Source organism: Streptomyces viridochromogenes DSM 40736, from assembly GCF_000158955.1.
Lineage (GTDB): Bacteria > Actinomycetota > Actinomycetes > Streptomycetales > Streptomycetaceae > Streptomyces > Streptomyces venetus.
Genome location: NZ_GG657757.1, coordinates 4,654,098 through 4,675,752, shown reverse-complemented (window position 1 = coordinate 4,675,752; position 21,655 = coordinate 4,654,098). Strand labels below are relative to the sequence as shown.

22 protein-coding genes, 1 tRNA gene and 3 pseudogenes are annotated in these 21,655 nt (G+C 69.1%); 19 read left to right on the top strand and 7 right to left on the bottom strand.

Annotated features, from left to right (window positions below; translation table 11 throughout):
- Nucleotides 1-28: 28 nt before the first annotated feature.
- From SSQG_RS42815 to SSQG_RS20605, 6 genes and pseudogenes are all read left to right on the top strand, one after another.
- A pseudogene (locus tag SSQG_RS42815) lies at nt 29-358 on the top strand (integrin alpha); the annotation flags it as partial.
- 115 nt (nt 359-473) lie between these two features.
- Nucleotides 474-548 (top strand): annotated as a pseudogene (locus tag SSQG_RS44040) (hypothetical protein); the annotation flags it as partial.
- A gap of 9 nt (nt 549-557) precedes the next feature.
- Entirely contained in the window at nt 558-1,460 is a 903-nt protein-coding gene (locus SSQG_RS38245) for an FG-GAP repeat protein (protein WP_003991759.1), read from the top strand.
- A gap of 82 nt (nt 1,461-1,542) precedes the next feature.
- On the top strand, nt 1,543-2,991 hold the full coding sequence (locus tag SSQG_RS20615) for an FG-GAP repeat domain-containing protein (RefSeq protein WP_003991758.1): 1,449 nt from the start codon (nt 1,543-1,545) through the stop codon (nt 2,989-2,991).
- 20 nt (nt 2,992-3,011) lie between these two features.
- The gene (locus SSQG_RS20610; RefSeq protein WP_003991757.1) at nt 3,012-4,445 is read left to right on the top strand and encodes a VCBS repeat-containing protein; all 1,434 of its coding nucleotides are present in this window, start codon (nt 3,012-3,014) and stop codon (nt 4,443-4,445) included.
- A gap of 82 nt (nt 4,446-4,527) precedes the next feature.
- Nucleotides 4,528-5,538: a Yip1 family protein gene (locus tag SSQG_RS20605; protein WP_003991756.1), complete on the top strand. Its 1,011-nt coding sequence runs from the start codon at nt 4,528-4,530 to the stop codon at nt 5,536-5,538.
- Between the two features lie 91 nt (nt 5,539-5,629).
- On the opposite strand, the gene SSQG_RS20600 is transcribed toward SSQG_RS20605, so the two are convergent.
- Both SSQG_RS20600 and dcd read right to left on the bottom strand, forming a co-directional pair.
- On the bottom strand, nt 5,630-6,142 hold the full coding sequence (locus SSQG_RS20600; protein WP_039933241.1) for a phosphoribosyltransferase: 513 nt from the start codon (nt 6,140-6,142) through the stop codon (nt 5,630-5,632).
- An 11-nt stretch (nt 6,143-6,153) separates the two neighbouring features.
- On the bottom strand, nt 6,154-6,729 hold the full coding sequence (dcd, locus tag SSQG_RS20595; RefSeq protein ID WP_003991754.1) for a dCTP deaminase: 576 nt from the start codon (nt 6,727-6,729) through the stop codon (nt 6,154-6,156).
- Between the two features lie 504 nt (nt 6,730-7,233).
- Here dcd and SSQG_RS20590 point away from each other — a divergent pair.
- A tRNA-Gly gene (locus tag SSQG_RS20590) sits at nt 7,234-7,307 on the top strand.
- A gap of 188 nt (nt 7,308-7,495) precedes the next feature.
- Here the strand turns inward: SSQG_RS20590 and SSQG_RS42805 are convergent.
- Nucleotides 7,496-7,706, bottom strand: a pseudogene (locus tag SSQG_RS42805) (replication initiator); the annotation flags it as partial.
- A 436-nt stretch (nt 7,707-8,142) separates the two neighbouring features.
- Between SSQG_RS42805 and SSQG_RS20580 the strand changes: the two are divergent.
- Complete coding sequence (locus SSQG_RS20580; RefSeq protein WP_003991751.1) at nt 8,143-9,675, top strand: RICIN domain-containing protein; 1,533 nt, start codon at nt 8,143-8,145, stop codon at nt 9,673-9,675.
- Between the two features lie 468 nt (nt 9,676-10,143).
- On the opposite strand, the gene SSQG_RS20575 is transcribed toward SSQG_RS20580, so the two are convergent.
- Nucleotides 10,144-10,587, bottom strand: coding sequence for a PIN domain-containing protein (locus tag SSQG_RS20575; RefSeq protein WP_003991750.1), 444 nt, complete (start codon nt 10,585-10,587; stop codon nt 10,144-10,146).
- Entirely contained in the window at nt 10,584-10,850 is a 267-nt protein-coding gene (locus SSQG_RS20570; protein ID WP_039933236.1) for a CopG family transcriptional regulator, read from the bottom strand. The genes SSQG_RS20575 and SSQG_RS20570 overlap by 4 nt, the downstream gene beginning before the upstream one ends.
- Nucleotides 10,851-11,307: 457 nt before the next feature.
- Between SSQG_RS20570 and SSQG_RS20565 the strand changes: the two genes are divergently transcribed.
- The gene (locus SSQG_RS20565; protein WP_244299188.1) at nt 11,308-12,828 is read left to right on the top strand and encodes a TerD family protein; all 1,521 of its coding nucleotides are present in this window, start codon (nt 11,308-11,310) and stop codon (nt 12,826-12,828) included.
- Nucleotides 12,829-13,031: 203 nt separating this feature from the next.
- Here SSQG_RS20565 and SSQG_RS20560 read toward each other — a convergent pair whose 3' ends face one another.
- Nucleotides 13,032-13,442, bottom strand: a complete 411-nt coding sequence (locus SSQG_RS20560) for a PIN domain-containing protein (protein ID WP_003991747.1) — start codon at nt 13,440-13,442, stop codon at nt 13,032-13,034.
- The gene (locus SSQG_RS20555) at nt 13,439-13,660 is read right to left on the bottom strand and encodes a type II toxin-antitoxin system VapB family antitoxin (RefSeq protein ID WP_039933234.1); all 222 of its coding nucleotides are present in this window, start codon (nt 13,658-13,660) and stop codon (nt 13,439-13,441) included. Before SSQG_RS20555 ends, SSQG_RS20560 begins: the two co-directional genes overlap by 4 nt.
- A gap of 651 nt (nt 13,661-14,311) precedes the next feature.
- On the opposite strand from SSQG_RS20555, the gene SSQG_RS20550 reads away from it, so the two are divergent.
- The 10 genes from SSQG_RS20550 to SSQG_RS43485 all read left to right on the top strand — a co-directional run bounded on the left by SSQG_RS20550 (nt 14,312) and on the right by SSQG_RS43485 (nt 21,614).
- Complete coding sequence (locus SSQG_RS20550; protein WP_003991745.1) at nt 14,312-15,262, top strand: MerR family transcriptional regulator; 951 nt, start codon at nt 14,312-14,314, stop codon at nt 15,260-15,262.
- 17 nt (nt 15,263-15,279) lie between these two features.
- The gene (locus tag SSQG_RS20545) at nt 15,280-15,501 is read left to right on the top strand and encodes a hypothetical protein (protein WP_003991744.1); all 222 of its coding nucleotides are present in this window, start codon (nt 15,280-15,282) and stop codon (nt 15,499-15,501) included.
- Between the two features lie 333 nt (nt 15,502-15,834).
- The gene (locus SSQG_RS20540; RefSeq protein ID WP_003991743.1) at nt 15,835-16,056 is read left to right on the top strand and encodes a hypothetical protein; all 222 of its coding nucleotides are present in this window, start codon (nt 15,835-15,837) and stop codon (nt 16,054-16,056) included.
- A 759-nt stretch (nt 16,057-16,815) separates the two neighbouring features.
- On the top strand, nt 16,816-17,283 hold the full coding sequence (locus SSQG_RS20535; protein ID WP_003991742.1) for a DUF5990 family protein: 468 nt from the start codon (nt 16,816-16,818) through the stop codon (nt 17,281-17,283).
- Nucleotides 17,284-17,723: 440 nt separating this feature from the next.
- Complete coding sequence (locus SSQG_RS20530) at nt 17,724-17,927, top strand: cold-shock protein (protein WP_003991741.1); 204 nt, start codon at nt 17,724-17,726, stop codon at nt 17,925-17,927.
- A 186-nt stretch (nt 17,928-18,113) separates the two neighbouring features.
- Nucleotides 18,114-19,631, top strand: coding sequence for a DEAD/DEAH box helicase (locus SSQG_RS20525; RefSeq protein ID WP_003991740.1), 1,518 nt, complete (start codon nt 18,114-18,116; stop codon nt 19,629-19,631).
- An 86-nt stretch (nt 19,632-19,717) separates the two neighbouring features.
- A complete protein-coding gene (locus SSQG_RS20520) occupies nt 19,718-20,020 on the top strand; it encodes a hypothetical protein (protein ID WP_052310319.1) in 303 nt (100 codons plus the stop codon).
- A 49-nt stretch (nt 20,021-20,069) separates the two neighbouring features.
- Nucleotides 20,070-20,381: an SCO5918 family protein gene (locus SSQG_RS20515; RefSeq protein ID WP_003991738.1), complete on the top strand. Its 312-nt coding sequence runs from the start codon at nt 20,070-20,072 to the stop codon at nt 20,379-20,381.
- A 529-nt stretch (nt 20,382-20,910) separates the two neighbouring features.
- Nucleotides 20,911-21,264, top strand: coding sequence for a helix-turn-helix domain-containing protein (locus tag SSQG_RS20510; RefSeq protein WP_039933232.1), 354 nt, complete (start codon nt 20,911-20,913; stop codon nt 21,262-21,264).
- Between the two features lie 215 nt (nt 21,265-21,479).
- Nucleotides 21,480-21,614, top strand: a complete 135-nt coding sequence (locus SSQG_RS43485; protein WP_276327085.1) for a hypothetical protein — start codon at nt 21,480-21,482, stop codon at nt 21,612-21,614.
- Nucleotides 21,615-21,655: the final 41 nt, after the last annotated feature.

The window sequence follows — 21,655 nt, the reverse complement described above, 5'->3', positions numbered from 1 at the left end:
TCAGCCCCGCCACACAACAAGGAAACCCATGCGTCTGCGCAGCGCCGCGCTCCTCGTCGCGGCCCTCACCCCGCTCACCCCGGCCCTCACCGCACCCGCCGCCCACGCCGTCACCGCCGCCGCCCCGTACGACTTCAACGGCGACGGCCGCATCGACCTCGCGATCGGCGCGCCGGGCGCCACCGTCTCCGGGAAGGCGAAGGCGGGCGCCGTGTCCGTCGTCTACGGCAGCACCAGCGGGCCGAAGAGCTCGACGCGCACGCTCCTGACCCAGGACACGGCCGGCATGCCCGGCGCCGCCGAGGCCGACGACGCCTTCGGCTCCGCCCTGGCCTCCGCCGACCTGAACACCGACGGCTACGCCGACCTGCTGATCGGCGTGCCCCGGCGAGGAACGCGTACGACACCAACAACGGCACCGTCACCGGTCGTCTGGGGGCGGCCAAGTCCGGGGCTGAGCGGCGCCCGTTCGGCTGTACAGCCCGTTCGACCGCGACTACGACCGCTACGGACAGTCGCTCGCCGCCGGCGACTTCGACAACGACGGCGACCTCGACGTGGCGGTCGGCTCCACGGGCCCCATCACCCTCACGCTCATCAACGGCCCGATCACCAAGACCGGTGCGAACAACGGGGCTTCCGGATCGCGCAACGACTGGTGGTCCACCTCGTACGGCATCACCCACCTCTCCTCCGGCCGCGTCACCGGCAGCGGCGGCCACCCCTGGGTGGTCCTGCACGGCCGCACCGCGGGCACCGACGACGCCGCCACCGCCCTGGCCGACATGGAGATCAGCAACTACAACGACTGGCTCCAGGACCTGCCCGGCGGGTACGTCTCGTCCGTCGGCGACGTCGACAAGGACGGCTACGCCGACATCGCCGTCGGCAACGACCGCGAGACCTCCGCCGACCCCTCGGGCGCGCTCGGCGGCAAGGTCACGGTCGTCTACGGCGGACCGGGCGGCCGCGACACGGGCCGTGCCCCGCTCGTCCTCACCCAGGACACCGCCGGGGTGCCCGGCGCCTCCGAGAAGGGCGACCGCTTCGGCAGCGGCGTCTGTCTCGGCGACGTCAACGGCGACGGCTACGCCGACCTGGCGATCGGCGCCGCGGGCGAGAACTCCGCCGCCGGCGCGGTCACCGTCCTGTACGGCTCGGCGTCCGGCCTGACCACCAAGGGCGCGACGTCGTACTCGCAGAACACCGCGGGTGTGGCCGGCGCCTCGGAGAAGGGCGACCGGTTCGGCGAGCGCGTCACGCTGACCGACCACACCGGCGACCGCCGCGCCGACCTGTCCGTCACCGCGCCGGGCGAGAACGCGGGCGACGGCGCGGTCTGGTCCCTGCGCGGTACGGCGACCGGCCCGACGGCCACCGGCTCGACGAGCTTCGGCCCGGGCACGACGGGCATCTCGACGGCCGGCGCACCGGGCTACGGCACGGCACTCAACTCCTGATCGCAACTCCTGATCGCAACTCCTGATCGCAGCTCTCGACCGCAGCTCTCGATCACACCTCCTGACGACAACGGGGACTCCGATGCGCAGACGCACCCTCCTCCTGGCCGCGACCCTCACCACCGGCCTGCTCACCGCCCTGCCCACGACGACGGCCACCGCCGCACCCGCCACCGGCCCCAAGGCCGACTTCAACGGCGACGGCTACGGGGACGTCGCCTTCGCCGCGCCCTACGCCAAGGTCGACGGCCTGGGCATGGCCGGCTACGTCGCCGTCGTCTACGGCGGCGCGACCGGCCTCGACCCGGCCAAGCGCACCGTGGTCAGCCAGAACACCGCCGGGGTGCCCGGCGAGGCCGAGGCCGAGGACACCTTCGGCGACGCGCTCGCCGTGGCCGACCTCAACGGCGACGGCTACACCGACCTGGCGGTCGGCTCCTCCGGCGAGGACGTCGGCACCGACGGCGACGGCGGCTCCGTCACCGTGCTGTGGGGCTCGGCGAGCGGCCTGAAGAACGGCACCACGGTCAAGGACCCGGCGGTCTCCGCCCACGACAACTGGGGCCGGCTGCTGACCGCGGGCGACTTCGACGGCGACGGCAAGGCGGACCTGGCCGTCGGCACCGGCTCGTCCCACGCCTACGTGATCCGCGGCCCCTTCACCACCACCGGCACCACCGGCGCCGCCCAGAAGATCAGCACGCCCGAGACGGCGTACAGCGTCGACGCCATGAAGGCCGGCGACACCAACGGCGACAACCGCTCGGACCTGGTCCTCACCTACCGCGTCCGCCTGAACGAGGACGAGTCGGGCAGCTGGTCCAAGGGCGTCGCCTACCTCGGCTCCCCCACCGGCCCGGACACCTCCGTCCCCCGCGCCCTGAACGGCGGCACCTCCCTCGCGCTCGGCGACATCGACGGCGACGGCTACGACGAGATCGCCCTCGGCAACGTCTTCTCGAAGGAGGACGACCACAGCGGCAGCCTCGGCGGCCGGGTCGTCGTCGTCCGGGGCTCCGAGGGCGGCCCGGTCAACGGGGACGCGCCCATGGCCGAGCTCACCCAGGACTCCGAGGGCGTCCCCGGCGCCGACGAGGCGAACGACGGCTTCGGCGGCTCCGTCTCCATCGGCGACACCAACGGCGACGGCTACGGCGACCTCGCGATCGGCGTCGTCTTCGAGGACGTCGGCACCACCGAGGACACCGGCGCCACGATCCTCATGAACGGCTCGGCCGCCGGCGTCTCGCGCACCGGCGCCCGCACCTTCACCCAGGCCACCGCCGGTGTCCCGGGCGCCGCCGAGGCCATGGACTACTTCGGCTCCGAGGTCCTGCTGACCGACGTCACCAAGGACGGCCACGCCGAGTTCACCATCACCGCCGGCTTCGAGGACGAGGGCATCGGCGCCATCACCGCCCTGCGCGGCTCGGCCACCGGCCCCGTCACGGACGGCGCCCGCTCCTTCGGGCCGGGCAGCCTCGGCCAGACCCGCTCGTACGGCGCGTTCGGCGCCAACCTCATCGGCTGACCGGCCAGGGAGACAGCAGCATGCGCAGATCCACCACGACCGCCCTGGTCGCCACCCTGCTGGCGACCGGCGTCACCCCCGTGCTCCTCACCACCCCCGCCTCCGCCGCGCCGGCGAAGTACGCCGACGACTTCAACGGCGACGGCTACCGCGACCTCGCCTTCGCCGCGCCCTACGCCCCGGTCGGCGGCAAGACGGACGCGGGCGCCGTCGTCGTCACCTACGGCTCCGCGAACGGCATCAGCGCCGCCCGCCGCACCGTCCTCACCCAGGACACGGCCGGCATCCCCGGCACCGCCGAGCAGGGCGACCGGTTCGGCAAGGCCCTCGCCTCCGGCGACCTGAACGCCGACGGGTACGCCGACCTCGTGATCGGCAGCACCGGCGAGGACGTCGGCTCCGACGCCGACGGCGGCTCCGTCACGGTCGTCTGGGGCGGCAAGAGCGGCCTGTCCGGCGGCAAGGGCGTCTCCGACCCGGCCGTGTCCGCCCACGACGAGTACGGCATGTCCCTCGCGGTCGCCGACTTCAGCGGGGACGGCCGCCCCGACCTCGCCGTCGGCAGCACCGGCAGCGACGTCTGGATCCACCAGGGCTTCACCAAGGCCGACGGGGCGGCGTCCCGCTACGGGCTCGCCACCGGCCTGCGGGCCAACAGCGGCCTGAGCGGCGCCCGGGACCTCGCCGCCGGCGACCTCAACGGCGACGGCACCGACGACCTGGTGGTCACGGGCAGCGACGCGGAGACGTATGCCGACGGCAACATGATCTACCTGGGTTCCGCCTCCGGCGGTCTCACCTTCCAGACGTTCCTCAAGAGCGACGCCTGGGAGCTGGCCGCCGTCGGCGACCTCAACGGCGACGGCTACGACGACGTGGTCACCGCGGCCCCCGGGACGAACGGCAAGAGCCTCGGCGGCTCGGTCGTCTCCTACCTCGGCGGCGCGAACGGCGTCCGCACCCAGCCGCAGGCCACGATCAACCAGGACACCCCGGGAGTCCCCGGCGCCGACGAGGAGATGGACGCGTTCGGCAACGACCTGTCGGTCGCCGACGTCGACGGCGACGGCTACGCGGAAGTGGCCGTCGGCGTGCTCCACGAGACGATCGGCACCGCCAAGATCGCGGGCAGCGTCATCGTGCTGCGCGGCTCGGCCGCCGGCATGACCGGCACCGGCGCCCAGTCGTTCACCCAGAACACGGCGGGTGTCCCCGGCACCGCGGAGTCCGCCGACCGCTTCGGCGCGTCCGTCCGCCTGTCCGACCTCAACCGCGACGGCAAGGCGGACCTGTCCGTCGGCGCCGACGGCGAGAACCACCCCTCCGGCGCGATCTACAGCCTGCGCGGCACGGCCTCCGGCGTGACGGGCAAGAACGCGATCAGCTTCGGCCCCGGCTCCCTGGGCATGTCGACGACCGGGTACCTGAGGCTGGGCCAGGACATGCTGAACTGACGCCCTCGTGGGGATCACGGGGAGGCCCGTACGGCCGAACCCTCACCCCTCACGGATACTCAAGGGGCCTACCCCTTAAGGGATGTCACAGCTCGGCCGCAAAGCCGGGCCCGGATGGCCGGGCCCGGCACACCACCGCCGGGGACCAGGTACGTTCGAAGACGTGGCTGGATTCAGGATCGGACGCGGCCGGAACAACGGCGCTCCTCAGACGCGACCGCAAAACCCCCGGTACGGGCAGCAGACGCCGCAGGGACCGTCGTACGGCTCCCCGCAGGCGCCGCGACCGTACCCGCAGCAGCAGCCGTACGGCAACGGCGGCGGCCCCACCTGGCCGCAGCCGAACGCCGGACCCGGCGGCGGCTACGGCGACCAGGGTGAGCCGGAGTACTTCGGCGACGGCGCGTACCCGCCCGGACCGCAGGGCCCGCACGACCCGTACGCGGCGAACAACCCGGGCCACACCCAGGCCTTCTCGGTCGGCGAGGACCCCTACAACCAGGGCGACACCTACCGCGCCGGCGCGGCGGCCCCGGCACCCGGCCCCGTCGGCCCGCGCCTGCACTGGAAAGCCCTGCTGAGGGGCATCGTCCTCGCCCCCAACCAGACCTTCCTCCAGATGCGGGACTACACGATGTGGGGCCCGGCCCTCATCGTGACGTTCCTCTACGGCCTGCTCGCCGTCTTCGGCTTCGACGGCGCCCGCGAGGATGCGATAAACGCCACACTCTCCAACGCGATCCCCATCGTCCTGACGACGGCCGTCGCGATGGTGCTGAGCGCGTTCATCCTGGGTGTGGTCACCCACACCCTGGCCCGCCAGCTCGGCGGCGACGGGGCCTGGCAGCCCACGGTCGGCCTGTCCATGCTGATCATGTCCCTGACGGACGCGCCCCGCCTGGTCTTCGCGATGTTCGCCGGCGGCGACGCGACGTTCGTCCAGCTGCTGGGCTGGGCCACCTGGGTCGCGGGCGGCGCGCTGCTGACCCTCATGGTCAGCCGCTCCCACGACCTGCCCTGGCCGAAGGCGCTGGGCGCGTCGGCGATCCAGCTGATCGCGCTGCTGTCGATCGTGAAGCTGGGCACGGTCTGAGCTTCGGCGCACACGAAGATCGGCACACACGAAGAAAGGGGCTCCAGCCGGAGCCCCTTTTTCCACATCTCTGTCCTTGTCTCAGTCCTTCTCAGGCGTCGAGGACCTGCCCGGCGCGCCGCACCACGGGCTCTTCGACGGACCAGGGGAAGTTGATCCACTGATCGGTCCGCTTCCAGACGTACTCGCACTTCACGAGCGACTGGGACTTCTCGTAGATCACGGCGCTGCGCACCTCGGCGACGGTGTCGAGGCAGAAGTCGCGCACCAGCTTGAGGGTCTTGCCGGTGTCGGCGACGTCGTCGGTGATCAGCACCTTCTTCTCGGAGAAGTCGATCACGTTCGGGACGGGGGCGAGCATGACGGGCATCTCGAGGGTCGTCCCCACGCCCGTATAGAACTCGACGTTCACGAGATGGATGTTCTTGCAGTCCAGGGCGTAGGCGAGCCCACCGGCCACGAAGACGCCGCCGCGGGCGATGCTCAGCACCACGTCGGGCTCGTACCCGTCGTCGGCGATGACCTGCGCGAGCTCGCGCACGGCGACACCGAACTGCTCGTAGGAGAGGTTCTCCCGTACGTCGCTCACGCTCGTGTCACCCATGCTCCGGCCGCTCACACCTGGGTCCGATGGAAGTTGAGGAAGGACCGGGAGGCGGTGGGCCCCCGCTGCCCCTGGTACCGCGATCCGTACCGCTCGCTGCCGTACGGGAAGTCGGCGGGCGAGCTGAGCCGGAACATGCACAGCTGCCCGATCTTCATCCCCGGCCAGAGCTTGATGGGCAGGGTGGCGAGGTTGGACAGCTCAAGGGTCACGTGCCCGCTGAAGCCCGGGTCGATGAACCCGGCGGTGGAGTGCGTGACCAGCCCGAGCCGCCCCAGCGAGCTCTTCCCCTCCAGCCGGGAGGCGAGATCGTCGGGCAGCGAGATGACCTCGTAGGTGCTGGCGAGGACGAACTCCCGGAGGTGCAGGATGAACGGCTCGTCCCCCTCCGGCTCGACGAGCCGGGTCAGATCGGCCTGCTCGACGGAGGGGTCGATGTGGGGGTACCGGTGATTCTCGAACACCCGGAAGTAGCGGTCCAGCCGCACATCGATGCTCGACGGCTGCACCATCGCGTCGTCATACGGATCGATCCGCACCCGCCCGGCGTCGATCTCGGCCCGGATGTCCTTGTCTGAGAGAAGCACGCCCCGAGGATACGCAAGGCGCGCGGAGCGTCCGCAACCGGACGACTCCGCGCGCCTTGGTACGCGTTTGTGCTGCTACCGCTTCTGATAGCTGACGGGCACGACACTCCGAAGCCGCGCGCACCGCGGACAGCGCAGGAGCCGGCCCGGACCGAGCCGCTCGGCCTGCTGCATCGGGAACGAAGCGGTGGTGAACACGTGCCCATCCGCACAGCGGACGACGGTGCGCTCCATCAAGTCCAAGAGTCCCTTCCCCAAGAGCCGCGTCGGGCTACTGCTTGCCTGACGACAAAAGCCACAGTACGGGATCAAAGGGACGGCCCTCCAGACGGCACTCCGGTCCCGCCCGGGCCCTCGCCGACACCCCACCGTACGCCCCAACTCCGGTACCCCACAGTCGGTATCCATGCCTGAAAAACCCTCAGGCCCCACGGCATGAACACCGGGAGCCTGACATGAGGTAAAGTGGCGACCGTCCGGACGCCGACTCCGTCGGCGTCTTACGCGGGTGTAGTTTAATGGTAGAACATCAGCTTCCCAAGCTGAGAGCGCGAGTTCGATTCTCGTCACCCGCTCCACGAAGAAGGCCCAGGTCAGAGACCTGGGCCCTTTTGCTGTCCGGTGTGATCACTCGCCGCGTGCCAGATTCGTGCCAGAACGCTTCTCGGCGGCCTTCCGGGCAGCCTCCTCGCGGGCCTTCTGGACCATGGCGTCGAGGCCGGCGGCGACCTCTTCCTGACGCTCCTCGTCGGAGTGCTGATAGATCAGCGCGGCCTTCTCGGACGTCGGTCAGCAGCTCGGCGGAGGCCCCAGGCTGGAGGGGCCGTGTCGCCGCCCTCCGGGCCGTCAAAGCGGATGACCGCGTGGAAGTGGACGGCGCCCCGCTTCTGGTACTCGGCGACCTTGGCGAAGGAGACGCGCGCGTGATGCCGAAACGCGCGTTGGGTGAGTCCGGCGCGCTTAGCGATCTCAGGCCGTCCCTGGGCCGTCCGAGGCCGCTCGACAGTGGCCAATGATGACCAACGACGACCAACGACGACCACCAGGCGCAAGATCCCACCGCCCCTGACCAGCAAAACCCAGCTCCCCAAGATTCCCGGCAACACCCAGGGCAAGAAGAAGTAAGCCCGCACGAACAAGCCCCTCACCTGCTCTTTCATGGCAGATGAGGGGCTTGTCGGCATCCTGGGGCCACCTCTCCCGGCTGCTGTCGCGCACGCTGGTGCGGTTGCGCAAGGGGCTGACGGTGGAGGAACGATCCTTCCGGAGGCCCGCTTCCCGGTCGCCGAAACCCCGCTCAGTTACCTCAGGTAACTCCCTTTTCCAAGAGGGCCTCCTCCGCCACCATGTGGGCACCCCAAACTGGCTGGTACGTCAGCACTGGGGACGGGTGGCGGGCGAGGAGGGGCGAGGATGGCTCAGGGCGGCGACACTGCCGGGGACGCGGACCGCGGGCCGTACGGCGAGGTGCCGGACGCGCGGCTGACCGTACTGCTGCGCGGCGACACCGCCACCGCCTACGCGGCGCTGCGGGAGCTCCACCGACGGCACCGCCCGGCGGCCCTCGGCTACGCCCGGCTGTGCACCACGAGCGAGTCGGCGGCCCGGCGGCTGGTGGCCGAGACCTTCACGGCGGCGGCCCGCGAGACGGCACACGGTGTGGAACCCCGCGTCCCGCTCCGCCACCACCTCCTGCTGCTGACCGCCCGGCTGGCCGCCTCCTGGGCCCGCGACGACCGCTCCGCGGGCCTGGACCCCGGCCTGCTGCTGGTCCTGAACACCACCGGCACCCCGGGGGGCCCGCTGCCGCCCCTGCTGGCCGCGTTCCACACCCTGCCCTCCCGCACCCAGGGCCTCCTCTGGTACGCCGTCGTGGACGAGGAGCCCGAGGGCCGCACGGCCTCCTTCCTCGACCTCGCTCCCCAGGACGTCGTGTACGGCACAACGCAGGCCCTCCAGGCGATGTCCCAAGCCTGTCTCAGGTCGCGCCTGGCCGCCTCCGACGACCCGCGCTGCGCGGACTTCCGCCGCCTGATCGAGGAGTCGACGCGGGCGGACGCCCCCCGCCACAGTCCCGACCTGCACGCGCACATGGCGCAATGCCCGCATTGCACGGCCGCACACGAGGAGCTGACGACCCTGCGGGACACCCCGCGCGCGGCCCTGGCGGAGGGCCTGCTGCCCTGGTCCGGTTCGGCGTACACGACCCGGCAGGGCCCCGAGCCCCGGGGCGTCGCCGGCGGCACGGGGGCGCGGCGCCCTCCGTCCCGCCGCTTACTGCTGGCCTCCGCGGCCTTCGGCGTGGCCCTGGTCCCCCTGGCGATCCTCATGCTGCCCTCGGGCGACTCCGCGGACCACCGTTCAGCGGGCGCCGCCGGCACGCCCACGACCGCGCCGCCGATCACGGTCACGGCGACGGTGTCCGCGACACCGTCGCCGTCCCGGACCTCCAGGAGGCCCCCGTCTCCCACGCGGAGCCCGAGCCCGACGACACGGCCCCCGAGCCGCAGCCCCCGCCCGTCCCCCTCCCCCACGGCCCACGCCCCGAACGGCACGTACGCCCAGGTCGTGAACGCCGCCTCGGGCCGGTGCCTGGAGGTGTCCGGCGACTTCGACAAAGGCACCGACGTCATAACCGCCCCCTGCACCGCCGCCCCCACCCAGCGCTGGCGCGTCGACACCGGCCGCGGTGTCGTGCAGTCGGCCGCGGACCCCGACTACTGCCTGGACAGCCGCGGTTCCGTCGACCGGGGTGTGGGCATCTGGGAGTGCGACTCGGTCGACGGCGACAACGGCGACAACCTGCGCTTCACGGTCGACGCCGACGGGGTCATCCGCCCGGCGATCGCCATCGAGACGGCGGTCACCCCGGACAGGGGCGGCGGGCTGTCGCTGGAGCCGCTGACCGGGGGCACGGCTCAGCAGTGGCGGGCGGGAGCGCAATGACCCGCCCCTCCTGACGCCGTCGTACGACGTCCGGAAACCGGCGTACTCGTACTGGATCGCCGCAGTCAGGACTGGTCGTCTACTTGAAGTCGACGCTGGACCTAAGTGGACGATGGACCGAGGCGCCGGGCCGGTTGGTCCATGTAGACAGTCCCCCATGATCGACCTGATGAGGATGAGGCTCGAACCCTTTCCCGGCGGGGCGCCCTCAACCGATGGGCGCCGCCCCGCCGGTTTGACTCGCCCTTTGAGACTCCACCGACCTCACTTTCCGCTGCCGTGTCCTGACCGATGCGAGGTCCGGTCACTGCGCAGCAGCACGAAGTCCCAGTGCAGCTGCTTGAGCCGGAGGCGAGCCCTCAGCCCGCTGTTCCTGGGCGATGGCGGACGCCCGTCCTGCATGTCTTCGCCGTGGGCGGCGCCCAAGCCCCTTGTGGAAGCGGGCACTTGACCGCTTTGGGTCCTGCGTCAGATCGGGAGGTCGTCGGGGAGTACCCGGAACGACTTGTATCGGCCCAGCGGGCGTACGGCCCGGAAGTCGCGTCGGTCGAGGGTGAGAATCGCGTCCGTGTCGTAGTCGGAGGCAAGCGCCACGTTCACCGCGTCGGCGAGGTCGAGGTCCAGCGCGCGGTAGCGGACACGGACAGACTGGGCGGCGCCCAGGTGGTCGTCCGTGATCTCCGGCAGGACGACACGACCACGGCTAATCCAGCGCCGCAGGTCATCGACCGCGCTGAGGGCGGCCTCCCTGCCGAGCTCACGCGTCGCCACGTGATCCAGTTCGGCCAGCAGGAGCGGGGACATGACCAGCAACCCCGCCGCCATGATCGCCTCGTTCGCCGCCCCGTGTTCCGGATGAGACGAGTCCAGGGCTGCCAGAAGGCCGGACGTATCGGCGATGACAATGATCACGCGGCGGATCCGGAACCCGAGTCGGTCTCGCGCCGGACGGCCTCGGTGACCGTGTCGCGGACCTCCGACTTGGACAGCGTGCGCCCCGGCCCCTCGAAGGTGCGTGAGAACAGCGGCTCTTCCCAGACTCGGTTCGCCATGGCGGCGAGGTGGATGCCCTGGCGGATGATCTCGGCCTCGCTTACACCTCGGCGCTTGGCGGCCTCCTTGATGATGGCCAGGTCCTCGGGGTCGGCGTAGACGTTGGTGCGCTTCATGGACATGTACCAAGAGTAGTCCATGTACCGCGTTGATGTATCAGGCACCACCTCCCCATGTCGTGTTGCTGAGGGCCAGCCGAGCCGGCCTCACACGCCCCTTTGGGGTGCCAGACTGTTCTGGGGAGAGGGGTACGTCATGGGGTTCGGTTTCCGTGTCGGTGTACCTGGGATGAGTGTGCGGGTCTCGACTCGTGGAGTGCGCACCTCGGTCGGGCCACGTGCGGCGAGGCTCAGCGTGGGCAGCGGCGGCACCAGGATGTCGACCGGGCTCGGCCCCTTCTACGCGTCGAGTTCCCTCGGCGGCAATCGACGGCGCACGAGTACACGGCGTACGACACGCTCTCGTACGGTCGCCCCCTCAGCCGCGCAATTGGACCGGGCGCGCCGTCAGGCGGAGCGGGCTCAGCAGGAGGCGGAGCGCGATGCCGCCATCGCTCAGTTGCGCGAGCTGAGGCGGCAGATGACCAGCGTTCACCTGGAGTCCTTTCCCGCGGCACATCCGCCCGTCATCCCGGACGCCCCCCAACTGAGCCTGTCATGGGCGCTCGCTGAAGCCCGGACGTTCCACCTTCAGGGCGTGGGGCGGCTGGCCCGCGCAGAGAGGGCTGCGGCCAGACGACGGGCGGAACAGGAGGCGCCCGCCTACCTGGCCGCCGAGACAGCGCGACTGGAAGCGATCCGCCATCAGTTGGTGAGCGAGGCCGAACACTGGTGGCAAGCCCTGCTCGCCAATGACGAGGACACCGTCTGCGAAGCGGTGAACACCGCCTTCTCGGACAACCCGGCCGCCGGCTGTGCCGTAGGCGTGGACGGCTCGGTGCTGTCCGTCGTTGTGCGGCAACAGGACCTCGACTCCATGCCCGGTCAGACGCCTGGGCTCACGCCCGGCGGGCGCCCGACGCTGAAGAACCTCACCAAGCGGGACCGCGTTCTGTGGTGGCTGACGTCCATGGGTTCCAACATCGTCGCCACGCTGAAGGAGGGCTTCGCCACCGCACCCGGCATCACGGCCATCGACCTCGCTGTGCTGACCCGCCTGCCCGACACCCAGCGCCTCGGCTTCGTGGCCTACGGCCGCTGGACGCGCCAGGCGATCGAGTCCACGCCCTGGCGGGAACCCGAGGACGCCCTGTGCTTCCAGGACATCGGGCAGGACGTCACCTGCTCCGTCACCACCACCGCATCGGGCTACCTGTCCAGCGCGATCAAGCCGCTGGACACCAGCCGCGTGCCCGGCCTCCAGGTCCTGCTCGACCATGCTCAGGACGAACCCGGTGCCGGCGAACCGTCACTCGCCGACATCGACGTCACCCTCGGCGCCGGCACCCCACCCGGCGACCGGACGCCACTCACGGATCCCTACCGGATCAAGCCGTTCGTCGAATGGAAGGAACACAGGGCGGCAGGACCGCCTCCTGCACCCGCCACACCGCCCGTGCTGCCTACCTCGCTCATCCCCGGCCAGACCCTCGTCCTGCCCGAGGACGCCTGGCAGGGGCTGCACGTCGCCTTCAGCTTCGCCGGCGCGGACGCGGACCTCACCCTCTTCCTGACCGGGGAGGACGGCCGGGTGGCAGCCGACGAGGACTTCGTCTTCTATAACCAGCCCTTCTCTGCCGACGGTGCCGCACGGCTTCTGGGCAAGCAGCGGGAGGGTCCGTACGCCGTCGAACGCGCCACCATTCACCTGGCTGCCCTGCCCGAGCGAGTGCGCCGCGTCGCCATCGCCATCAACATGGACGTCGACACGGGTCTGAACTGCGGCTCCCTCACCCACGCCGCCTTGCACATCGACTGCGTGACCGGGGCGGCATGGGCTTTCCAGCCGTCCGCAAACCCGGATATCCGAGCCATGGTCGTCGCCGAGTTGTACCGGCACTCCGTCGACGGCCTACCCGCATGGAAGCTACGGGCCCTCGGTCAGGGATGGGCGGACGGCCTCGACGGCCTCGCCCGCGCCTACGGAGTCGACGTCGAATGACAGCCGAGCCACCTACGCATCCGCAACCACACATGTCCTGGGCAAGAGGCACCTGGACGCAGGATCCTCCGAATGTCCGTCGCCCCATCTCCCCCAGACCGATGGCTCCGGACCCGTGCCCATAGCGTGCCCCACAGCGAGGCTGAAGGCTGCCGCTACCGACCACAGGGGACGGTTACCGATGTCCTTCTGGGGAGATCGCCTCAGGCGATGTTGTGGACGTTGTGCTCGAGCAGGTCGGATGCGTGCCGGGCAATGGCACGGTAATCGGCATCGTCGTGGAGGACAGCGAGGCCGTGGTGGGCTGCGGTGGCGGCGATGACGAGGTCCACCGCCGAGGCGCTTCGATGCTCCCCGGCCTGGGCCATACGATGCTGTACCGAGCTGATCCAACGCCCCGCGTTCTTCGGCACCGCCGCATCGGGATAGATGTCGGTGAACATCTCCGCGATCTCGTCGTACTCGCGGCCGTTCCGGGCGCTGTACAGGAACTCGGCTCGCTGCACGTAACAGGATGCGATGGCCCCGGCGTCGATCGCGTCGTACCAGGCCGTCTGAAGTTTTGGGTCCCGGAGCAGCCGGACCAGGCCGGACGTGTCGAGCAAGTAGATCACCGGCCGTGCTTCTCCGCCCGGTGCAGACGCTCTGCGTCCTCGACGGCGCCCCACTCACGCGCGCGCTCGAAGTGACGGCTGATGCGCGCCGCGCGCTCCTGCTGCTCGGCGTAGAAGTGCAGAGCGAGGTTGACCGCCTCCTTCTTGGTTCTGACCTTGGCCAGAGCCATGGCGCGTTCCAGAGCGTCGTCGTCGATGTCGATCTGGGTCACAGACATACGGCACCTCCTCACAATGTTGGTGATGTACATAGAAGAATACGTCACCAACATTCACGGGTCCACGGCAAAGCGTCGGCTCCCGGCATGTGCAGTCGCGACGGACATTCCAGATCAGCCTCAGAGGCGAAGCGGTCCGATCGGCGCACGCGTCGCGCGAACGCACGGCCCGGCCGCTGGGGGCATCCGTGCCCACAGCGTGCCCGTAAGACCGGACAACCACGGTCAACAACGGCGCGATCCCACCCGCACGACCGCTCCCGAAGCAAGGCATCTGTACAGGTCAGAGTCAATGCACCCACCCAAGCGCCGTCGCTTCCCAAGCTGAGAGCGCGAGTTCGATTCTCGTCACCCGCTCCACGAAGAAAGCCCAGGTCAGATACCTGGGCCGTTTTGCTGTCCGCTGTGATCACTCGCCGCGTGGCATCGGACCGTATGCACCGAGGTAGACCACGAGCCGCCACCACATCCCGCGCCAGCGCGGCCAGCTCATGGCTGAGCCAGTGCCATTCCGCCAGCGCGTCGAGGCGGCTGAGCACAGGAAGATGTGTTGCCGGAGGACGCTGAGGTCGACATTCTGCGAGCAGCCTTCACAGCGAGTTTCTGGCCCACGGTTGAGTCTCCTGTGGGGGGAGACATCAAGCTGGGGGCATGGACAGCGACATGCTCTATTCCATCGGAGAACTATCCCGCCGGACCGGCCTGACGGTGAAGACCATTCGGTATTACTCCGACAAGGGCATCGTCCCGCCGACCGCCCGGAGCCCGGCGGGCTACCGGCTTTACGGCCTCGACGCCGTCGCCCGCCTGGACCTGGTCCGCACGCTGCGCGATCTGGGGCTCGACCTGGCGACCGTGCGCAAGGTGCTGGACCGGGAGGCCTCCGTACAGGAAGTCGCGGACGCACACGCCGACGCCCTGGACGTACAGATCCAGACCCTCCGCCTGCGCCGGGCAGTACTTCGAGCAGTGGCCAGACACAACCCCACCACCATGGAGATGGACCTCATGCATCGACTCGCCACGCTCTCCCAAGCTGAACAACGCCGACTGGTAGCAGAATTCATCGACGACGCCTTCAAGGGCTTCCACGCCAACCCCGAGTTCGTGGCCCTGATGCAGTCCGCAATGCCCGAACTCCCCGACGATCCCACACCCGAACAGGTCGGGGCCTGGGTGGAACTCACCGAACTCTGCCAGAACGCAGACTTCCGGACCGCAGTACGCCGCATAGCTGAGGACCAGGCGGAAGAGCCTTCCCCACAGGACGTCAGCGTTCTGCACGATGGTCTCAACCAGGCGATGCGTGAACGAATCGACGAAGCCGTATCCACCGGCATGCTCCCGGCCTCCGCCGCTACCTTGCCCCTTGCCGAGTTACTGGGCGGGCTCTACGGCCATGCATTCGAGAGTGCCGGCGACGGTGATCTGCGCCGCTGGATCCTCGCCCGCCTGCAGACGACCGCCGACCCACAAACCCAGCGCTTTTGGCAGCTCCTGGCCGCGATCAATGGATGGCCTGCATCACCATCACTCGCGCCCGTTTACGCATGGTTCACCACCGCCTTCCGCGGTGCTTCTGCCACCGCAGCGACGTCTTGAGCTCCGGAGGGCATCACGTGAAGTACGACGTTCTACAGATCCTCGGTGTGGCTCTCGTTGTCCTTGGGGGGCAGGGAGCTATCCGTCAGCTCGTCGACCACGGCAACGCCGGCCCACTCGGCTGGCTGCCGGGCGGATTCGCGGCGAGCGTCACCGTCTACGTTGCCGCCGTCGCCATCGGCGCGGTTGTTTCGGGCTGGGCCCGCAGCAAAGCGAAGGCTGTCGGGCGCAGAAGCTGACAGGTCGACTGAAGAGGGCACGCGGCAGGCACACCGAGACAGGACAAAGCCCTACGCACCATCTACAACTGACGATCACCGTTGGCACCTGGGTCTCCGATCTATGAACTATTGACGCATCGTTGAATCCCCAAGTAGAAGAGCGTCCCATTTCGATGCAAAATTGCCTAACAGGTGGCCAGCGGCCGGGACCACTCGTACGTGACAGTAAGAGAGCGTCGCTTCCACTAGCCGCTTTGAAGGACATCCACTCGGCCCGGGAGCTCATAGGCCTGGCGGCAGCGCAACTCTATTTCTCTGCATTCGAAGGCTTCCACCTTTTGGGAGACAGTGATGGGCACCGAATACACCCCCGCGGACCCTTCAACCGGTGAACCCGAATCGAATTACGGCGACACTTACTCCGAGTCCGAGGTGACCGAGGACGCCTCGGGTATGGGCTACACCAGCACATCTGACTACGTGTCTGGCGAAAATGCTCTGACGCCGATCGACGACTCTGAAAGCGACTACGAGTCCGAAGAGGAGGACTATGGCGATGGAGATGACGATTGATGACCGTAACGAAAAAATGGATGGGGCTGACTTACGAATACCCGTCCGAGTGCCCGTCTTGCAAGTTCACCAAATTCACTCGCCCTAGAACCTGGGAGTCGAAGCTTCAAGATTTGGTGACGGCGCGGGGGGCAGCCAAGATTGTGGCGGCCGTGGGCCGAGTTTTCGCAAGCCCTGGAAACATAGCAGGGAAGCTGGCGAGGTGCGAGAAATGCCGTAAGCCGGTACTCGCCTGCCCCCATTGCCATCAGGAATTTCACCCGCCGGGCGAACTTCCCCCCGACTCCAGTAAGCGCGTCTGCATGAAATGCGATGAAACGATCGGAGTAAGCCACTATGCGCCAGACGACTTCGCCCTGATGACGAAGTCAATTGAGCGCAGCGCCTAGTCCAGGTAGCCGAGCTCCGCGTCCACGCTGCAGTACCCGCCCAGCGCCGGACTGAAGGGATCGGGTCGAACTCCTAAAGCGGTGCCCGGTCGGCCCCGGGGCATCACCATGGTCCGGCCCCGCGCAAGAAGCCCGGTTTCGCCTCCACAAACATGGCATGGGCCCTGAGCTGAAGCGTCTCGGAGGGGAAGAACAGGCCAGTGATACCGCCGCCTACGCCGGTGCACGGGGTCGGTGTCGTTGACGAACTGCCGGACGGGGATGACGGCACCTGGGGTCGGCGCTGAGTGACGCGGTCAACGCTGTCCGGGCGCAGCCCAGTCCGAGGCCGGCTGGCCCTTGCTCGGGCGATGGCGGGATCATGGCCACCATGCGTATCCGCATCGACGCCGTCGACCTGCCGGGCCTCACCTGCCCCGCCCCTGCCGACGGCAAAGTCCCCGCGTACGGCAACGTCCACGTCGCCGTGCAACGCCGCGACCGTCCGGCCGAACTCCTCGAGCCACAGCCCGGCGACGCACCGTCCGCGACGTGGACCCTGGAGTGCACCACCAGCGCCTCGCCGACCGGCGTCGAGGTCAAAGGCCCCTATGTACAGGACCGTCTGGGACGACGGTTCATCTACCTGTCGTGGGGCACGGTCGACGAGTCGGGCACCTTCACGATGTTCCGCCGCGCCAAGCTCATGCTCGACGTCATCCCCGCCGACGTACTCGCCGAGGCCGCACGCGACGGGCTGCTGGTCGGACGCCTCGGCCTGACCGACGAGCGGGGCGGGCCCCTGTGCGCACGCGTCGAGCCCCCGCACATCACCTGGACCGCCGCACGCGTCGGCTAGAACACGGCCGGCGAACGGCTCGTGCCACCCGCCGGCCATCGACGTCGTGCTCTTCCGGGCCGATGTGACCTTCATCGCGACAATGGGGTGTCGACACGTTCCCCGTTGCTCCGTCGGTTGATGACGAGGGCAGCGGCGCACGGCTCATCGACGGAGGTCATGGCGCTGTGTCCGGAAGCGCTCGGCCGGAACACCGCTTCCGCGCGCATCAATATCTGTATCGGCGACATGAGAAATAGGTGCGGTGCGCGGCGAGTATTCCTCGGCCGCCGAGCGGAATGGAATTCCTGACCGTGCAGGGCCGGTCGCACCGTGCTAATGTCGATCTCAGTTGCAGGTGTGGTTGCCAGAGGGTTCAGTTTTCCGACGGGTTAATCAGCACGGCGACACGGAATCCGCACAGGGCGAATTCCGCACATCGTCTCCGAAGGAGAAATGACATGGCTACTGGCACCGTGAAGTGGTTCAACGCGGAAAAGGGCTTCGGCTTCATCGAGCAGGAGGGTGGCGGCCCCGACGTCTTCGCCCACTACTCGAACATCGCCGCCCAGGGCTTCCGCGAGCTGCTGGAAGGTCAGAAGGTGTCCTTCGACGTCGCGCAGGGCCAGAAGGGCCCGACGGCCGAGAACATCGTTCCCGCCTGACACCGGCGGCAGCACATACTTCGCAGCTGGGGCCCGCACCTTGGGGTGCGGGCCCCAGCTCGCTGCATTTCCGGGGTGATTCTCCCCTGCCATATTCGGCTCGTTCTCGCGATTCTCTGCGCCGTTCATTTTGCTGCGGAAATTCCTTGCTACGTGCCTACGTGCCCACATCGAGGAAGGTTCCACTTGAACCGCGCACGCACTGCCCGCACTGAACGTACTGAACGTACTGAACGCACGAATCGCACCTATGACCGCTCCCGGGGTTCCGCCACCCAGCGCTCGCAGGCTCCGCGGCGTTCCAAGGGCTACGGACGTCGACAGACCGCACCCCAGGGCGAGTTCGCGTTGCCGGTGACGACCACGCCCGCGTTGCCGGCCGTCGAGTCGTTCGCCGACCTCGCCCTGCCGGCGCCGTTGCTGGCCGCGCTCGGTCACCAGGGCGTGACCGTACCGTTCCCCATCCAGGGGGCGACCCTGCCGAACTCCCTCGCGGGACGTGACGTGCTCGGCCGCGGCCGTACCGGGTCGGGCAAGACCCTCGCCTTCGGCCTCGCGACGCTGGCCCGTACAGCGGGCCGGCGCGCGGAGCCGCGGAGGCCGCTTGCCCTGGTCCTCGTCCCCACCCGCGAGCTCGCCCAGCAAGTGACCGACGCGCTCACACCGTACGCCCGCTCCGTGCGGCTGCGGCTGGCCACGGTGGTCGGCGGCATGTCGATCGGCAGGCAGGCGGGGGCGCTGCGGGCCGGGGCGGAGATCGTCGTCGCGACGCCGGGGCGGCTCAAGGACCTCATCGACCGGGGTGACTGCCGACTGGACGACATCGGTATCACCGTCCTCGACGAGGCCGACCAGATGGCCGACATGGGCTTCATGCCGCAGGTCACCGCCCTGCTCGACCAAGTGCGCCCCGAAGGGCAGCGGATGCTCTTCTCGGCGACCCTCGACCGTAACGTCGACCTGCTGGTCCGCCGCTACCTGAACGACCCGGTGGTCCACTCCGTCGACCCGTCGGCGGGTGCGGTCACCACGATGGAGCACCACGTGCTCCACGTACACGAAGCGGACAAGTACCGGACGACCACCGAGATCGCGGCGCGAGACGGCCGGGTGATCATGTTCCTGGACACCAAGCACGCCGTGGACCGGCTGACCAAGCACCTGCTGAACAGCGGCGTCCGCGCCGCGGGTCTGCACGGTGGCAAGTCCCAGCCCCAGCGCACACGGACCCTCGCCCAGTTCAAGACCGGCCATGTGACGGTCCTGGTGGCGACCAACGTCGCGGCCCGCGGCATCCACGTCGACAACCTCGACCTGGTCGTCAACGTGGATCCGCCGGGCGACCACAAGGACTACCTGCACCGCGGCGGCCGTACCGCCCGCGCCGGCGAGTCCGGCAGCGTCGTCACGCTTGTGACGCCCGACCAGCGCCGCGGCATGAACCGGCTGATGGCCGCAGCCGGCATCACTCCCCGGACCACCCCGGTCCGTTCGGGTGAAGCGGAACTGAGCCGCATCACAGGCGCCCAGGCCCCCTCCGGTGTCCCTGTCGTCGTCACCGCACCGGCCGTGGCACGTCCCGGCCGTGCCGTGTCGTCCGCGGCTCCCTCGTCCCGAGGCCGGCGCCGCCCCGCTCGCGGGCGCACCGCCGGACAAGCGGGGCAGCCCAGGGCACAGCGGTCGGCCTTCGATCCGGCGGCCTAGAAGCACCGACCAGCAACGCACCCGTCCCCGAGGAGGCAGCTTTGACACCGGTTCAGGCACAGCGACACCAGGCGGGTCCCTTCCCCATGACCGTGGTCGACGACATGGACGTGTCAGGACTCCGGGTCCGGGACGACATGACCGTCGAGGTCGCGCTGTCCGTCATGGCCGGCGCCCGTGTCGAGTACCTCCTCCTGTGCGACGGGGACGACCAGTGCACGGGCTCGATCACCCGAGCCGACCTCGCCGTTCACCGCGGCAGTTCCACGTACACGGACCGGCTCCGTCTACGGGACGTCCTCGACGGACCCCTCACCTCGCCCGTCCCCCGGCCCGTCGCCGTCGGGGAACACGGCCGGGGCCCGGGCGCCCTGGCCGTCGCCCGCTGATTCGCGTCGCCCGAACCAGCCCGTTCTCCTTCTCTCTCTGTGGGGCATCATGCGCTGTGTCATCGCCCGGTACCCGTTCGACCTGACCAAGAGCGGAGTGCTGGCCTCGATGAAGGGCGTCACGCCCGAGATCGTCACGGGTGAGTCCGTGACCATCGGCCGCCGTCGCTACCCCGTCAAGCAGGTGGGCCAGATCATCACCCGACAGGACCGCCGAGACTTCACCGGCGGCGAAGTCATCCGGGCCATGACCCGCCTCGGCTTCACCTGCCACGACCGCCCCGGGGCCGAGCCCGTACGTGTCCCCACTCCGCTCCAGACCGCGTCGGCACTGCTCGGTGCCGCCTCCCTGGAGGTATGAGGACGGGCGGAGAACCGCCATCAGGATCCCGGTGAGGGCCCTGCCGACGCGCGTCGGCAGGGCCCTCACTGCCGTCCAGCCGTCCAGCCGTCCGTTCTGGGGTCACCCGTTGGTGCAGGTCACAGGGTTTCTGTTCCTCCTGAGGGCTGAAATCTGTTCTTGCCAGGGTAGACATTGGCTTCTGGCGTGGTTAGTCTTTTTCTCGTTGACACGGTCCAGCGATACCCGACAGACATGAACTGGCGGGGTTGAAGTACACGAGATCCGCAGGTCAAGAGGGAGAACGGAGGAGCAGACGCCATCAGGATCGCCCGGCCGAGAGGCACTCGGTCCGGGTACCGCAAGACCCCGGATTGGAAGGTGGTCCCCGGTCACGCAGCCGCGATCCCCGCACCCCCCTTCTGCAGGGCTGGTAGCGGAAACAGAAGGTCGGCAGAGCATCTGGGCCGACAGATGGTGTTGAATTTCCTTCGGGGCCCTGGTGCCGTACGGCACCAGGGCCCCTCGACGCGTTGCACAAAGAGGTGACATGACAGCAGATATCCCCCTCAGTGATCGTCTGGACGACGACGACTACCCCGCATACACCATGGGGCGGGCCGCCGAGATGCTCGGCACCACCCCGGCTTTCCTCCGAGCCCTCGGTGAGGCCCGGCTGATCACTCCGCTGCGCTCGGAGGGCGGGCACCGCCGGTACTCCCGCTACCAACTGCGGATCGCGGCGCGCGCCCGCGAGCTCGTCGACAGGGGCACCCCGATCGAGGCTGCCTGCCGCATCGTCATCCTTGAGGACCAGCTCGAGGAGGCGCAGCGCATCAACGCCGAATACCGCCGCCGTGCCGGACAGGAAACGCCCGACCGTTCCGCTCCCGGTTCCAGCTGATCACGTGGCGCGGGCCGGTCGGCTCGAACACGGACAACGCCCGATGGCCGTACGCCCGGCCGGGGCAGCAGCTCGAACATCGTGCCCATAGCGTGCCCTTCACAGCGGACAACCACGGCAACAGCGGTGCAGGCCGCCCTCGCCGTCTGCCGCGAACTGCGGCCCGACGTGGTGCTGATGGACATCCGGACCGCACCGGTACGCCCGTGTTGTCGATGTACCAGACGGACATCATCTGTTACGGCACCGATCTGGCCGACCACTTCCACCACGAGTTCGGTCGCCCTGTGCCGACACCCGAAGGCCATCAGGACGGCACGATCCCCTTCTGGTCCTACTTCCTGGACTGAGCGGTCACACGGAGATGCCCCATACGCGCGCGATGCCGGAA

Bases quoted from the DNA above. Each gene is read 5' to 3' on its own strand.
- SSQG_RS20615 (WP_003991758.1), top strand. From the start codon at position 1,543: ATGCGCAGACGCACCCTCCTCCTGGCCGCGACCCTCACCACCGGCCTG.
- SSQG_RS20610 (WP_003991757.1), top strand. From the start codon at position 3,012: ATGCGCAGATCCACCACGACCGCCCTGGTCGCCACCCTGCTGGCGACC.
- SSQG_RS20605 (WP_003991756.1), top strand. From the start codon at position 4,528: ATGTCACAGCTCGGCCGCAAAGCCGGGCCCGGATGGCCGGGCCCGGCA.
- SSQG_RS20600 (WP_039933241.1), bottom strand. From the start codon at position 6,142: ATGGGTGACACGAGCGTGAGCGACGTACGGGAGAACCTCTCCTACGAG.
- SSQG_RS20580 (WP_003991751.1), top strand. From the start codon at position 8,143: ATGGCTCAGGGCGGCGACACTGCCGGGGACGCGGACCGCGGGCCGTAC.
- SSQG_RS20570 (WP_039933236.1), bottom strand. From the start codon at position 10,850: ATGTCCATGAAGCGCACCAACGTCTACGCCGACCCCGAGGACCTGGCC.
- SSQG_RS20565 (WP_244299188.1), top strand. From the start codon at position 11,308: ATGACCAGCGTTCACCTGGAGTCCTTTCCCGCGGCACATCCGCCCGTC.
- SSQG_RS20555 (WP_039933234.1), bottom strand. From the start codon at position 13,660: ATGTCTGTGACCCAGATCGACATCGACGACGACGCTCTGGAACGCGCC.
- SSQG_RS20550 (WP_003991745.1), top strand. From the start codon at position 14,312: ATGGACAGCGACATGCTCTATTCCATCGGAGAACTATCCCGCCGGACC.
- SSQG_RS20540 (WP_003991743.1), top strand. From the start codon at position 15,835: ATGGGCACCGAATACACCCCCGCGGACCCTTCAACCGGTGAACCCGAA.
- SSQG_RS20535 (WP_003991742.1), top strand. From the start codon at position 16,816: ATGCGTATCCGCATCGACGCCGTCGACCTGCCGGGCCTCACCTGCCCC.
- SSQG_RS20530 (WP_003991741.1), top strand. From the start codon at position 17,724: ATGGCTACTGGCACCGTGAAGTGGTTCAACGCGGAAAAGGGCTTCGGC.
- SSQG_RS20520 (WP_052310319.1), top strand. From the start codon at position 19,718: ATGACCGTGGTCGACGACATGGACGTGTCAGGACTCCGGGTCCGGGAC.
- SSQG_RS20515 (WP_003991738.1), top strand. From the start codon at position 20,070: ATGCGCTGTGTCATCGCCCGGTACCCGTTCGACCTGACCAAGAGCGGA.
- SSQG_RS20510 (WP_039933232.1), top strand. From the start codon at position 20,911: ATGACAGCAGATATCCCCCTCAGTGATCGTCTGGACGACGACGACTAC.
- SSQG_RS43485 (WP_276327085.1), top strand. From the start codon at position 21,480: ATGTACCAGACGGACATCATCTGTTACGGCACCGATCTGGCCGACCAC.